We start from the raw sequence: 14,519 nt of genomic DNA on the forward strand, positions 1-14,519 counted from the left end.
GCCCACCGACAACGCGCTCGTCGACGCGACGTGAATCGCCAGCGCCTTCCGATTCGGCGCCCACACCCCCGTCGCCGGACCGCCCGACCACATCGCCGCACTGGGCGTGGCCGGGCGCGGGCTGTCGTTCTACGCCGCTCAGCTTCCGCTGCCGACCGAGCCGATCCGGGTCGAACTGACCAGTCCCGAAGGGGTCCTCTGGGGTTGGGGCCCGGACGACGCGGCACAGCGGATCCGGGGCAGCGCAAGGGATTTCTGCCTTCGCATCACCCAGCGCCGCGGCTTGGACGAAACCGGTCTGGCCGCGATCGGCAAGGACGCGAAGGCGTGGCTGGAGAACGCCCGAGTGTTCCTCTAACGCCGCCGGGGCCGCAGCAACGCGACGCCCACCGACAACGCGCTCGTCGACGCGACGTGAATCGCCAGCGCCTTCCGATTCGGCGCCCACACCCCCGTCGCCGGACCGCCCGACCACATCGCTGCCACAAAACCGCCTGCGGCACAAGCCATTGCCCGCCACAGCGCGGGCGAGCGATCCCGCCCGGCGGCCAAACCGGTCCCCACCGCACCGAACGCGCCCGCGGTGATCAGAGCTTCGCGCGCCATGTGGTACTGCACGTGCCCTCCGCCGTGGCGGACCTCCGGTGCGCGGTAGCTCGGATCGGTGATGTGCGTGACCGTCTGCCACACCGACGGCGCGGCGGCGGCCAGGCCCGCGACGACGGCCGCCGCGCCAAGGGTTTCCCGCTTCATTGCTCGTCCTTTCCTTTGAGGTGGTGCGAGACCCGCCGCAGCGCGTCGTTCACCACGTCGATGGTTTCCGGGTCGAGAGCCTTCGCGATTTCGCGTTCGATCTCCGTCTTGAGCTCGAACGACGCGAGCGCCTGCCGTTTGCCCTCCTCGGTGAGGGACACCAGCACCGAACGCCGGTCGCCCGGGTCCTTGTCGCGGCGGACCCAGCCGCGCGCCTCGAGCCGGGTGATCCGGTGCGTGACCGAACCCGAGGTCAGCTCGACCGCGGCCATCACCTGCCCGGGCGTCAGCCGGTGCCCGGGCGCGCGCTTGAGCGCGGCGAGCATCTCCAGCTCCCACAGCTCGATCCCGTGCGCGGACAGTTCGCGGCGCATGGCCAGTTCCAGCTGGTGCGCGACGCGGCGCAGCCGGTAGGACAGCGACTTCGCGGCCAGCACACCCTCGTCGCCGCCCCCGCGCCGGACAGCGTCCACCAGATCGTCGACCGCGTCCCGCGGCGCTGTGTTCACCGGCACGGACCTTTCTCTCGACATCAAGACAGTGGGAGAATACCTTGACGTCAAGAGAGTTCGCCACAGGAACTTCGACAAAGGGGGAATAATGGACATCGAGGTCGCAGTGATCGGCGCCGGACCGGTGGGGATGGCGGCGGCTGCGTTCCTGCACCGGGCGGGGGTCGCGGTCCGGGTCTTCGAGGCGGATCCGACCCGCGCGGGGCAGTCGCGGGCGACGACGATCCACCCGCGCACCCTCGAGCTTTTCGACGCGATCCCGGACGAACCGGGTTCGCTGGCCGCGCGCATGGTCGCCGCCGGAAACCCCGTGCCCGCCGCGCATTTCGCGACTCTGCCGAACCGGCTGGACTACCGCGGGCTCGACACCTCGTTCCCGTTCGTGCTCCTGCTGCCGCAGCCGGAAACCGAGCGACTGCTCGCCGAACACCTCGCCGGGCAAGGCGTCGTCATCGAGCCCGGGTGGAAACTCGCCAGCCTGACGCAGGACGAGCAGGGCGTCACCATCGTCTCGGAAACCGGCGACACCCGGCGGGCCGGTTACGTCATCGGCGCGGACGGCGCACACAGCGCGACCCGGCACGCGCTCGGCCTCGCCTTCCCCGGAACTCCCGCATCCACCATGGGGTTCCTCGCCGACGTCAAGCTGGAACGCCCGCCGGCCCACCCGCACAACTGGGACTACGAACGCGGTTCGTACAGCGCGTTTCCGCTGCCCGGCGGCATTTACCGGATCTTCGGCCACGAACCCGGCGACACCGGCCTCACCCCGGAGGAAGCCGCGCGCCGCCAGACTCAGATCCCCGACGAGGCCGAACTGCGTGCGACGCTCAAGCGGCTCGCCGACGACGATTTCGGCATCACTGAGGTGCTGTGGGCGTCGCGAACCGGAGACGCCACGCGCCACGCCGAGCAGTACCGCGTCGGCCGGGTGTTCCTCGCGGGCGACGCCGCACACGTGCACCTGCCAGCGGGCGGGCAGGGGCTCAACGTCGGCGTGCAGGACGCGGCGAACCTCGCGTGGAAACTCGCCGCGGAGGTACAGGGGCGCGCGCCGCGGCGGATCATCGACGGCCCGCAGTCCTACGACGCCGAACGCCGCCCCATCGCGGCCCGGCTCGCGGCGAACACCCTCGCCCAGGCGGCGCTCATGGTCACCTTCACCCCGGGCGGGAAAGCGTTGCGGGACTTGATGTCCGACCTCATCGGCCGCGACGGCGACACCGCGGACGAACTGCGCGGCTGGCTGTCCGGACTGGACGTTTCCTACGCCGAGGACGGCAGCCTCGTCGGCCGTCGCGTACCCAACCTTCCGCTCGCCGACGGCCGCACCCTCCATCGCGCGCTGCGGCCGGACCGGTTCACGCTCGTGACTTTCGGTTCCACCGTTGCCGAGGGCGAGAATGTCGTGCGCTCAACCCGCGACTGGCACGACTTGGCCGCCGTCCTCGTCCGCCCGGACGGTTACGCCGCCGACGTGTGGGCAACGGGCGAAGAAATCACCACCGACTGGACGGAGCACTGAATGGGAGCCGACACCGCACGCGGCCGCTTCGGCATTCTCGCGATCCTCTGCTCCAGCATCCTGGTCGTCGCGATGGACAACACCATCGTCAACGTCGCGCTCCCGGTCATCCGCACCGACCTCGGCGCGTCGATCAACGGTCTGCAATGGACGATCGACTCCTACACGCTCGTGATCGCCTGCTTTCTCATGCTCGCCGGGGCCGCCGGGGACCGGTTGGGGCGCAAGCGAACCTTCCAGGCCGGGTTGGTCCTTTTCGGACTCGGTTCGCTGCTGTGCAGCGTGGCCCCGTCGATCGGCTGGCTGGTCGCCGCGCGCGTCGTGCAGGCGCTCGGCGGCGCGATGCTGAACCCGGTCGCGATGTCGATCATCACGAACGTATTCGCCGACCCCGGCGAGCGGGCGCGGGCGATCGGGGTGTGGGGGTCGATCGTCGGGATCTCGCTGGGCGTCGGCCCGGTGCTCGGCGGCGTGCTGACCGAGAGCATCGGCTGGCGGGCGATTTTCTGGGTCAACGTGCCGGTGGTCGTCGCGGCGCTCGTGCTGACCGCGCGCTACGTGCCGGAATCGCGGGCCCCGCACCCGCGCCGCCCGGATCCGGTGGGACAGGTGCTGGTCGTGGTCCTGCTCGGCTCGGCGGTGACCGCGGCGATCGAAGGCCAGCGGCTCGGCTGGGGCTCACCAGCGATCCTGGGACTGGCCGGGCTCGGGGTACTCGCCTTGCTCGCGCTGATCCGCTGGGAACTCCGCCGCCCGGAACCGCTGGTCGAGCTGCGGTTCTTCCGGAGCGCGCCGTTCTCGTCGGCCACGGTCAGCGCGGTCTGCGGGCTCGCCGCGTTCGGCACGTTCCTGTTCCTGTCGCCGCTGTACCTCCAGGACGTGCGCGGGCTGTCGGCATTGCAATCCGGTCTGATGCTGCTGCCGACCGCCGTGGCCGTGACGATCGCCGCGCCGCTGTCCGGCCGCCTGGTCGCCACGCGCGGCGCGCGGATTCCGCTGCTGACCGCGGGGATCTCGATGACCGTCGTCGCCGTCTTGCTCACCACCGCGTCCGCGACGACGCCGCTGTGGATCCTCGCGATCGCGTACGGCGTGTTCGGCCTCGGCTTCGGCCTGCTGAACCCGCCCATCACCAACGCCGCGGTCAGCGGCATGCCCCGTTCCCAGGCCGGGGTCGCCGCCGCGGTCGCGTCCACCTCCCGGCAGGTCGGGCAGACCCTCGGCGTCGCCGTCGCAGGCACCATCCTCGCCGCCGCGGCCACCCCGCTCACCGGGTACGCCACGGCGTGGTGGGCGGTCGCGGGCGGGACCACGCTGATCATCGCGCTCGCCGTCCTCGCCACCACGGCCTGGGCGCGAGCAGGAGCGGAACGGGTCACCCGCCGTTTCGCCGACGAGCCGCTCGCCGAACCGGTCTAACCGAGGAATGGTGAATCGGGCAGAGGTGTGGTCCTTCCGTCGCCTATCCCGATCAACGGCCCCATGCCGGTGCGGGCGTCTCCAGAGTGGAAGATGCCCGCACCGCCGGAGGAAAGGCGCCATCCGCATGCCCACCCCGTCCGAGACCCCGGCCCTTCCGACCGACCGCCCGGCCGGCTGCCCGTTCGACCCGCCCGCCGAGTACGCCGCGTTGCGGGAGACCTCGCCGGTGTCGCGGATCCGCTGCCCGGCCGGGTTCGAGACCTGGCTGGTCACCCGCTACGACGACGTCCGCGCCGTGCTCGCCGACCCGGCGCTCAGCTCGCGCGGAGCCTCGTCGGCGCACGTCAAAGCCGATCTGGACCCGTACGACGAGGTCGACCCGGGTTCGATCATCCAGCTCGACGGCGCGGAGCATTCCCGGCTGCGCAAGATGGTCGTCGCGGAGTTCACCGTGCGGCGGGTGGAGCGGCTGCGCGAGTACGTCCGCGAGCAGGTCGAGCGGCACCTCGACGCGATGCTCGCCAAGCCCGGCCGCGCCGACCTGGTCCAGGACTTCGCGCTGCCGATCCCGTCGCTGGCGATCTGCGAACTGCTCGGCGTCCCGTACGCCGACCGCGAGCTGTTCCAGCGCCAGAGCAGCCTGCTGGTCAGCACCGACCAGGACGCGGGCACCACGGACCAGGCGTTCCACGAACTGGCCGGTTACCTCGGCGCGCTGTTCGTCGGCAAGCAACAGGACCCGCAGGAGGACCTGTTCAGCAAGCTCATCGTCCGCGCCGAGGCGTCCGGGGAGGCGCTCGACCTGGACGAGCTGATCATGCTCGGCCTCAGTCTTCTCGTGGCCGGGCACGAAACCACCGCCAACATGATCGCGCTCAGCGCGCTCGTGCTGATGGAACACCCGGAGCAGCGCGCGCAGGCCCTCGCCGACCCGCCGCGCGCGGTCGAAGAACTGCTCCGGTACCTCTCGGTCGTGCAGTTCGGCGTGCTGCGGTACGCCACCGAGGAGGTCAAGGTCGGCGACCAGACCATCGCCGCGGGCGACTGGCTGATCGCCGCGCTGAACTCGGCCAACCGCGACGAGGACCGGTACCCGAACGCCGACCGGCTGGACTTCACCCGCGAATCGCCGCGCACACATGTCGCCTTCGGGTTCGGCGCGCACCAGTGCATCGGACAGCAACTCGCCCGGGTCGAAATGCAGGAAGCACTGACCGCGTTGTTCCGCCGCGTGCCCGACCTGCGACTCGCCGTGCCGAAGGAAGCTTTGGCATACAAGCACAACACGCTCGTCTACGGCCCCGAGGAGCTGCCTGTCGCCTGGTCCGCGTAGTTCGTCCGGCCGATCCGCGGCCACTCGGGTTAACCTCGTCGCGCACACCAGCGCACACCAGGGGGAACCGATGGCCGCGGACCAGCCTTCGCGCAAACGCGACGCGACGGCGACCAAGGCCGCGCTGCTGGACGCCGCGGCCGAACTGTTCGCCGACCGCGGCTTCGACCGCACAACGGTGCGGGACATCGCGCACCGCGCGGGCGTCAACCAGGCGTTGCTGTTCCGGTACTTCGGCAGCAAGGACGCGTTGTTCGAGCACGTGATGGCGCGCGGCGGCCTGGCCCAGGTCGAGACGACCCCGCCCGAACGGCTGTTCACCGCGGCGCTGCGGAGCCTGCTCGAACGCGACGACTCGGCGTCCCGCTCGATCGAGACCTACCTGCGGTCCTCCGGCACCGACCGCGCCGACGAAGCGCTGCGCGCGCAGCTCGACGCCGAGTACACCCGCGCGCTGTCCGGCCTCACCGATGCGCCGGACGCCGAACTGCGTGCCGACCTCGCGATGGCCTGGCTGCTCGGCATCGGGCTGGTCCGCTCGATCACCCGCAAGGACCCGCTCGCCACCGCGCCCGCCCACGAGGTCGAGCGGCTCATCGGCCCGGCCGTGCGCACCTTGCTCGAACGCAGCAAGTAATTCGCTGCTTGCGGGGCCAAGGCCGTGAGGGGAACCCTGAGGGAATCAGATTCCCTCAGGGTTCCCCTCATGTACCGAAGGCGGCGCGGCGGAAAGCGAGTTCGCGGCGGTCGGCTTGTTCGTTCGAGCGGCGACCCGGCATTTCTGCGGAGTCTTCTGCTCGCTTTCTCCCGCGTACCGGCTTTCGCACGGGTACAGCGACTTCCGCTGGCATCTGAACGTGCCCCGGCTCCGCCGGAACCTGCATTCGCAGCGCTGGCCAACGCACGGTCGGTCACGTACGGGGTACCCGCGACATACCCCCGTAAAAAGGAGTGAAATACGCGACAACCCGGCAATCGCGACGGACACTGGAACCGTTCCCGGGGTACACCAGGGGCCGGGACAGAAGGAGGAACCGCCGTGACTGCCGAGTTGAACCATCGGGAGCGGGCAACCCTGCGTGCCGTCGCCGAGGGGCACGCGGAAATCAGCTGCAGCTGTGAACCGGACCTGTTCGTCGACGGGCTGAGCCTCTGCGACCAGGGCACGGTCCGCGACCTCGTCCGCAAGGGCCTGATCGAACCCGCCGAGGACGGAGCGTGCGGCGCGCGGGTGCGCGCGGTGCTCACCGAGGCCGGGGCGCGGGCGCTGGACGGAAAGCCCGTCGCGGCTTGATCTTCGGGGCCTGAGCCGGGGACTACCCGCGCACCCACTCCTCCCCCAGCTCGGCCGCGACAGCCTCGCCGCCGGTGAGGTCGGCGAGCCAGCCGCTGAACCGGTCTTCCTCGCCGGGAGCGAGCCCGACCTCGAAGTGCGCCGCCGCTTCGAAGCGTGTCCCGTGCAGCACGTACGGCGACGCGCGGAGATCGTTTTCGAAGCGGCCCGCCCGCGTGTAGTCCATCGTTACGTCGAACAGCCGCAATCGCCGGTACTCCACCAGGCCTACCGCGTCGAGCGCGTCCGACACCGCTTGCCCGTACGCGCGGATCAACCCGCCCGCGCCGAGCAGCACTCCGCCGAAATGCCGCGACACCACCGCGACCGTGTCGGTGACCTCGCGGCGGCGCAAGACCTCCAGCATCGGCACCCCGGCCGTCCCGGCGGGCTCGCCGTCGTCGCTGGAGCGCTGAGTACGGCCGTCCGGGCCGAGGACGAACGCGTGACAGTGGTGCCGCGCCGCGGGCTCCGCGCGCCGGCGGGCCGAAATGATCTCCCGCGCGGCCGCTTCGTCGCCCACCGGAGCGAGCGCGCACAGGAACCGTGAACGCCGTATTTCGATCTCGTGCAGCCCGGCCACTGCCACGGACAGATAACGATCAGTCATCGGCGCTCCCCCTCATGACCCCCAGTCAACCAGCATCGAACGCGGGGTTGACACCCGGCAGGCAGACAGGTTTACGCAGGTCAGCGGCTTCGCTGACCGCGTGGCGGGAGAGACGGCCCGACATATGGGAGTACCCCGGAGGGCGTCAACGTATGCGTGGCCTTTCCCACGAGAGCGCGATGACGTATGTCGATCACAGCGAATTCACACTATCGTCATAAGACCCGGCGAACCCGGGAGTCACCACCACGCGCCCCGGCTGGCCCCCACCACACAGGCTGACCGACCCCGGCGCGTGTGCCTGTACAGCGACGTGCAGAACTTTTTCCGCCGCCCATCGCCGTGCGGTGACAAACCATCCGGCACCCGGCCCGGTCGTCGACCGGCCGCGGTCAGCCACGCATCGCGACGCAGTGCCGCGCCTCGCGACAGCGGAGGCACCGGATGGTTTCCCTTCTCGACTGACCATCGCGGTTTCGGACCACTTCGTTAACCGGTTCAGTGATGAACCCCCTTTCGGAGTGAAAGAACCCGCGCCAACGCCTTGGGAGGCGGCCAGCCGTGACCCACCGTTCGAGCACCCCGGCCACCGACGGCCTGTACGACCCCGCCTACGAGCACGATGCCTGCGGGGTGGCGTTCGTCGCGGACCTGACCGGTCGCCGAGACCATCAGATCGTGGCGAAAGCCCTTGTCGCGCTGAAAAATCTGGAACATCGCGGGGCACGCGGGGCGGAACCGGACACCGGGGACGGCGCGGGCCTGCTCATCCAGGTGCCGGACGCGTTCTACCGCGAGGTCGCCGGGTTCGAGCTGCCGCCAGAGGGCAGCTACGCCGTCGGCACCGCGTTCCTGCCGCAGGACGAAAAGCGCCGCGGCCGCGCCATGACCACCATCGAGCGGATCGCCGCCGAGGAGGACATGCGCGTGGTGGGCTGGCGCGAGCTGCCGGTCGACACCGCGCACTGCGGCCCGACCGCCGCGCAGACCATGCCGCACTTCACCCAGCTGTTCCTGGCCGGGCACAAGGACAACCTCGACGGCCTCGCCCTCGAGCGCGCCGCCTTCTGCGTGCGCAAGCGCGCCGAGCACGAGCTGGTCGAAGACGACGTTTACTTCCCGTCGCTGTCTTCGCGCACGATCGTCTACAAGGGAATGCTGACCGAGCCGCAGGTCGAGAAGTTCTTCCTCGACCTCACCGACGAGCGCGTGACGAGCGCCATCGGCCTGGTGCACTCCCGCTTCTCCACCAACACTTTCCCGTCGTGGCCGCTCGCGCACCCGTACCGCTACGTGGCGCACAACGGCGAGATCAACACGCTCAAGGGCAACCGCAACTGGATGGACGCCCGCGAGGCGCTGCTCGAGACGGACCTGATCCCGGGCGACCTCAAGCGGATCTACCCGGTCATCACGCGCGGCGCGAGCGACTCGGCCTCCTTCGACGAGGTGCTGGAGCTGCTCCACCTCGGCGGCCGGTCGCTGCCGCATTCGGTGCTGATGATGATCCCGGAGGCCTGGGAGAACCATCAGGAAATGGACCCCGCGCGCCGCGCCTTCTACGAGTTCCACTCCACGCTCATGGAGCCGTGGGACGGACCGGCGCTGGTGGCGTTCACCGACGGCGCGCAGATCGGCGCGGTGCTGGACCGCAACGGCCTGCGCCCCGGCCGCTACTGGGTCACCGACGACGGGCTCGTGGTGCTCGCCAGCGAGGTCGGCGTGCTGGAGCTGGACCAGGCGAAGATCGTCCGCAAGGGACGGCTGGAGCCGGGCCGGATGTTCCTCGTGGACACCGTCGCGGGCCGGATCGTCGAGGACGAGGAGATCAAGGGCCAGCTCGCTTCCGAGCACCCGTACGACGAATGGGTCGACGCCGGGCTGCTGCGCCTGGAGCAGCTGCCCGAACGCGACCGCGAGGTCCCGCTGCACGCCGCGCTCGTGCGCCGCCAGCAGGCGTTCGGCTACACCGAGGAAGAGCTGGAAACCATCCTCGAGCCGATGGCCCGCACCGGCGCGGAGCCGATCGGGTCGATGGGCAACGATTCGCCCCTGGCGTCCCTTTCATCCGGTTCGCGCCCGTTGTTCGACTACTTCATCCAGCTTTTCGCCCAGGTGACCAACCCGCCGCTGGACGCGATCCGCGAGGAGCTGGTGACCGCGCTCGGCACGCAGATCGGCGCGGAGCCGAACCTGCTGGCCGCGGACGCGTCGTCCTGCCGCCGGATCGTGCTGCCGTTCCCGGTGCTGGACAACGACCAGCTCGCGAAGCTGGTTCACGTCAACGACGACGGCGACCTGCCGGAGTTCCAGGCGGTCACCGTCATGGGCCGGTACAAGGTCAACGGCGGCGGAGACGCCCTGGTGCAGCGGCTCGACGAGATCCGCGCCGAGGTGTCCGAGGCGATCGAGGACGGCGCGCGGCTGATCGTGCTGTCCGACCGCGGGGTCGACGCCGACCACGCGCCGATCCCGTCGCTGCTGCTCACCGGCGCGGTCCACCACCACCTGGTGCGGGAGAAGACGCGCACGCAGGTCGGCCTCATCGTCGAGGCGGGCGACGCGCGCGAGGTGCACCACATCGCGCTGCTCGTCGGTTACGGCGTGGCCGCGGTGAACCCGTACCTGGCGATGGCGACGGTCGAGGAGATGGCGCACCGGGGCCTCATCCCGGGCGTGACTCCCAAGCAGGCCACCACGAACCTGATCAAGGCGCTCGGCAAGGGTGTCCGCAAGACCATGTCCAAGATGGGCGTGTCCACGGTGGCCTCCTACACCGGCGCGCAGATCTTCGAAGCGGTCGGCCTCGGTTCCGAGGTGATCGATACCTGTTTCACCGGAACCACTTCCCGGCTTGGCGGCGTCGGCTTCGACACGCTCGCCGAGGAGGTTTCGCAGCGCCACGTGCGGGCTTTCCCGGTCGACGGCGTCCGGGCGAGCCACCGCGAGCTGGAAACCGGCGCGGACTACCAGTGGCGGCGCGAGGGCGAGCCGCACCTGTTCAACCCGCAGACGGTGTTCAAGCTGCAGCACTCCACGCGGTCCGGGAAGTACGACATCTTCAAGGAGTACACGAAGGCGGTCAACGACCAGGCCGAGAAGCTGCTGACGCTGCGCGGGCTGTTCGACTTCAAGTTCGGCGACCGCACGCCGGTGCCGATCGAGGAGGTCGAGCCGGTTTCGGAGATCGTGAAGCGGTTCGCCACCGGGGCCATCTCGTACGGCTCGATCTCGATGGAAATGCACCAGACACTGGCGATCGCGATGAACCGCCTCGGCGGCAAGTCGAACACCGGCGAGGGCGGCGAGGACCCGGAGCGGCTGTACGACCCGGAGCGCCGCAGCGCGGTCAAGCAGGTCGCGAGCGGCCGGTTCGGCGTCACCAGCGAGTACCTGGTGAACTCCGACGACATCCAGATCAAGATGGCGCAGGGCGCGAAGCCCGGCGAGGGCGGGCAGCTGCCCGGCGGCAAGGTGTACCCGTGGATCGCGAAGACGCGGCACTCCACGCCGGGCGTCGGGCTGATTTCCCCGCCGCCGCACCACGACATCTATTCCATTGAGGACCTGGCTCAGCTGATCCACGACCTCAAGAACGCCAACCCGGACGCGCGCATCCACGTGAAGCTCGTGTCCGAGGTCGGCGTCGGCACGGTCGCCGCGGGCGTGTCCAAGGCGCACGCGGACGTCGTGCTGATCTCGGGCCACGACGGCGGCACCGGCGCCTCGCCGCTGTCCTCGATCAAGCACGCGGGCGGACCGTGGGAGCTGGGCCTGGCCGAAACGCAGCAGACGCTGCTGGCCAACCGGCTGCGCGACCGGATCGTGGTGCAGACCGACGGCCAGCTCAAGACCGGCCGCGACGTCATGATCGCGATGCTGCTCGGCGCCGAGGAGTTCGGTTTCGCGACCGCGCCGCTGGTGGTGTCGGGCTGCATCATGATGCGCGTCTGTCACCTCGACACCTGTCCGGTGGGCGTCGCGACGCAGAACCCGAAGCTGCGCGAGAAGTTCAGCGGCAAGGCGGAGTACGTGGTGAACTTCTTCGAGTTCATCGCCCAGGAGGTCCGGGAGTACCTGGCGGAGCTGGGTTTCCGGTCCGTCGAGGAGGCCGTGGGCCACGCCGAGCTGCTCGACAAGCGCAAGGCGGTCGACCACTGGAAGGCCGCCGGGCTCGACCTGTCGCCGATCTTCCACGTGCCCGAGCTGCCGCCGCGCGCGGTGCGGCACCAGACCGTCAAGCAGGACCACGGGCTGGACAAGGCGCTCGACAACACGCTGATCCAGCTCGCCGAGGGCGCGCTGGCGGCGGGCGACAAGGTGCGGCTGGAACTGCCGGTGCGCAACGTGAACCGCACCGTCGGCACCATGCTCGGGTCCGAGCTGACCAAGAAGTGGGGCGGCGAAGGCCTTCCCGACGACACCATCGACGTCACCTTCACCGGCACCGCGGGCCAGTCGTTCGGCGCGTTCATTCCGAAGGGCATCACGCTGCGGCTCTACGGCGACGGCAACGACTACGTCGGCAAGGGCCTCTCCGGCGGGCGGATCGTCGTGCGGCCGCCGAAGGAATCGCCGATCGTCGCGGAGGACCACATCATCGCGGGCAACGTGATCGCGTACGGGGCCACGAGCGGCGAGATCTTCATCCGCGGCCAGGTCGGCGAGCGGTTCTGCGTGCGCAACTCGGGCGCGCTGGCGGTCGTCGAGGGCGTGGGCGACCACGGCGGCGAGTACATGACCGGCGGCCGGATGGTCGTGCTTGGCAAGGTCGGCCGCAACTTCGCGGCAGGCATGTCCGGCGGCGTCGCGTACGTGCTTGACCTGCCGGCGCACCGGGTCAACCCGGAGATGGTCGACATCGACCCGCTGGACACCGCGGACGTGGACTTCCTCCGCGAAACCATCGAAAAGCACTACAACGAAACGGAATCCGCCGTCGCGCGGGCCTTGCTGGCGGACTGGGACAGTGCGGTCGACCGGTTCGGCAAGGTCATGCCGAAGGACTACAAGCGCGTGCTCGCCGCCCAGGTGGCGGCCGAACGCGACGGGCGGGACGTGAACGAGGCGATCATGGAGGCCGCACATGGCTGACCCCAAGGGCTTTCTGACCACCACGCGCGAGGAACCGAAGCGGCGTCCGGTGGACCTGCGGCTGATGGACTGGCGCGAGGTCTACGAGGACTTCGCGACGACCAAGCTGGAGAAGCAGGCCGGGCGCTGCATGGACTGCGGGATCCCGTTCTGTCACCAGGGCTGTCCGCTCGGGAACCTGATCCCGGAGTGGAACACGCTGGTGTGGCGGGAGGACTGGCAGCAGGCGGCGGACCGGCTGCACGCCACGAACAACTTCCCGGAGTTCACCGGCACGCTGTGCCCGGCGCCGTGCGAAACCGCGTGCGTGCTCGGCATCAACGACGACCCGGTGTCGATCAAGCGGGTCGAGATCTCGATCATCGACCGGGCCTTCGAGGAAGGCTGGGTCACGCCGCAGGTCCCGGTCGCCAAGACGGGCAAGAAGGTCGCCGTCGTCGGGTCCGGCCCGTCCGGGCTGGCCGCGGCGCAGCAGCTGACCCGCGCGGGCCACACCGTCGTGGTCTACGAGCGCGCGGACAAGATCGGCGGGCTGCTGCGGTACGGCATTCCCGAGTTCAAGATGGAGAAGTTCCGCCTCGACCGCCGCCTCGACCAGATGCGCGCCGAGGGCACGGAATTCCGGACGTCGGTGAACGTCGGCGTGGACGTCACGGTCGAGGAGCTTCGGGAGAACCACGACGCGGTGGTGCTGGCGGGCGGCGCGACGGCGTGGCGCGACCTGCCGATCGAGGGCCGTTCGGCCGAGGGCATCTACCAGGCGATGGAGTTCCTGCCGCCGGCCAACCGGGTCGCGGCGGGCGAGCTCGAGGAGTCGCCGTACTCGGCCAAGGGCCTCGACGTCGTGGTCATCGGCGGCGGCGACACCGGCGCGGACTGCGTCGGCACGTCGCACCGGCAGGGCGCGAAGTCGGTGACCCAGCTGGAGATCATGCCGAAGCCGCCGGAGTCGCGTTCGGACGCGCACCCGTGGCCGACGTACCCGATGATCTACCGCGTCACGTCCGCCCACGAGGAGGGCGGCGAGCGGCTGTACTCGGTCAACACGCAGGAGTTCCTGGCCGACGAGAACGGCCGGGTGCGTGCGCTGAAGCTGGTCGAGGTGCGCAACGAGGGCGGCAAGTTCATCCCGGTCGAGGGCACCGAGACCGAGTTGCCCGCGCAGCTGGTGCTGCTGGCGATGGGCTTCCTCGGCCCGCAGCGCGAGGGCCTGCTGACCGACTTGGGCGTGGAGCTGGACCAGCGCGGCAACGTCGTGCGGGACAAGGACTTCAAGACCACTGTGGACAACGTGTTCGTGGCGGGCGACATGGGCCGCGGGCAGTCGCTGATCGTGTGGGCGATCGCGGAGGGCCGCTCGTGCGCGGCCGGCGTGGACGCCTTCCTGACCGGCCGGGGCGTGCTCCCGGCCCCGATCGCGCCGACGGACCGGCCGATCTCCTGAGGACTCGGAGCAAGGCGCGTCAACGTCGCCGCGCCTGCTCCGTTCAGACTCGGGGCCAAGCGCGGCAGCGTCGCCGCGCTGAGCCCCATTCAGTTTCGGGGTTGACGCGTCACTGCCGCCGCGCTGGCCCCGGCTGTCGGACGGGTGCGACAACGGCGTCGCACCCGTCCTTTTTAATGCGCGGCCCCGTCGTCGTACGCGACCTCGCCGCCCACCACCGTGAAATCGGCCGGCTTTCCCTGGCTCAGGGGCATTGCCAGGAACTTGAGCCGACGCCGCAGTGACGTTTGCGTGGTGCGCTCGCCCGGTCCGACGGCGACACTGGGCCCGGGAAGCGGGGCGTGCCGTCTGTGAGGGGCCCCTTGAGGGAATCAGACCTGGATCCACCGAGTCTCTGTTTGTGTTGGGTTTGTTGATGTTGTTGGTGGGTTTGCGGGTGGGGCCGGGTGTGTGGGCGTGCTGGTGTGGCTGGCGTCGCACCAGCGCGTTCCAC

General features: G+C 70.0%; 11 protein-coding genes. 8 read left to right on the forward strand and 3 right to left on the reverse strand.

Features of this window, described 5'->3' with window-relative positions:
* Window positions 1–106 precede the first annotated feature (106 nt).
* Window positions 107–358 (forward strand): hypothetical protein, encoded by a 252-nt coding sequence (locus PUT80_RS30575; RefSeq protein ID WP_275294263.1) that lies wholly within the window; start codon window positions 107–109, stop codon window positions 356–358.
* On the opposite strand, the gene PUT80_RS30580 is transcribed toward PUT80_RS30575, so the two are convergent.
* The gene (locus tag PUT80_RS30580; RefSeq protein ID WP_275294264.1) at window positions 355–753 is read right to left on the reverse strand and encodes a hypothetical protein; all 399 of its coding nucleotides are present in this window, start codon (window positions 751–753) and stop codon (window positions 355–357) included. The genes PUT80_RS30575 and PUT80_RS30580 overlap by 4 nt on opposite strands.
* Window positions 750–1,262, reverse strand: a complete 513-nt coding sequence (locus PUT80_RS30585; protein ID WP_205669868.1) for a MarR family transcriptional regulator — start codon at window positions 1,260–1,262, stop codon at window positions 750–752. The genes PUT80_RS30580 and PUT80_RS30585 overlap by 4 nt, the downstream gene beginning before the upstream one ends.
* A 91-nt stretch (window positions 1,263–1,353) precedes the next feature.
* Between PUT80_RS30585 and PUT80_RS30590 the strand changes: the two genes are divergently transcribed.
* The 5 genes from PUT80_RS30590 (at window position 1,354) to PUT80_RS30610 (ending at window position 6,839) form a co-directional block, all read left to right on the forward strand.
* Window positions 1,354–2,790, forward strand: a complete 1,437-nt coding sequence (locus PUT80_RS30590; RefSeq protein ID WP_037817555.1) for an FAD-dependent monooxygenase — start codon at window positions 1,354–1,356, stop codon at window positions 2,788–2,790.
* Window positions 2,791–4,209 (forward strand): MFS transporter, encoded by a 1,419-nt coding sequence (locus tag PUT80_RS30595; protein WP_275294265.1) that lies wholly within the window; start codon window positions 2,791–2,793, stop codon window positions 4,207–4,209.
* A 127-nt stretch (window positions 4,210–4,336) separates the two neighbouring features.
* A complete protein-coding gene (locus PUT80_RS30600) occupies window positions 4,337–5,545 on the forward strand; it encodes a cytochrome P450 (RefSeq protein ID WP_275294266.1) in 1,209 nt (402 codons plus the stop codon).
* 70 nt (window positions 5,546–5,615) lie between these two features.
* The gene (locus PUT80_RS30605) at window positions 5,616–6,182 is read left to right on the forward strand and encodes a TetR family transcriptional regulator (protein ID WP_037817562.1); all 567 of its coding nucleotides are present in this window, start codon (window positions 5,616–5,618) and stop codon (window positions 6,180–6,182) included.
* Between the two features lie 402 nt (window positions 6,183–6,584).
* The gene (locus PUT80_RS30610) at window positions 6,585–6,839 is read left to right on the forward strand and encodes a hypothetical protein (RefSeq protein WP_134730456.1); all 255 of its coding nucleotides are present in this window, start codon (window positions 6,585–6,587) and stop codon (window positions 6,837–6,839) included.
* 22 nt (window positions 6,840–6,861) lie between these two features.
* Here PUT80_RS30610 and PUT80_RS30615 read toward each other — a convergent pair whose 3' ends face one another.
* Window positions 6,862–7,488 carry a YigZ family protein gene (locus PUT80_RS30615; RefSeq protein WP_037817567.1) on the reverse strand — a complete coding sequence of 209 codons (627 nt, stop codon included), beginning with the start codon at window positions 7,486–7,488 and terminating at the stop codon, window positions 6,862–6,864.
* A gap of 561 nt (window positions 7,489–8,049) precedes the next feature.
* Here PUT80_RS30615 and gltB point away from each other — a divergent pair.
* A complete protein-coding gene (gene gltB, locus PUT80_RS30620) occupies window positions 8,050–12,582 on the forward strand; it encodes a glutamate synthase large subunit (protein ID WP_037817568.1) in 4,533 nt (1,510 codons plus the stop codon).
* Window positions 12,575–14,026, forward strand: a complete 1,452-nt coding sequence (locus PUT80_RS30625; RefSeq protein WP_275294267.1) for a glutamate synthase subunit beta — start codon at window positions 12,575–12,577, stop codon at window positions 14,024–14,026. The genes gltB and PUT80_RS30625 overlap by 8 nt, the downstream gene beginning before the upstream one ends.
* Window positions 14,027–14,519 lie beyond the last annotated feature (493 nt).

Source organism: Amycolatopsis sp. La24 (assembly GCF_029087445.1).
Classification (GTDB): Bacteria; Actinomycetota; Actinomycetes; order Mycobacteriales; family Pseudonocardiaceae; genus Amycolatopsis; species Amycolatopsis nivea.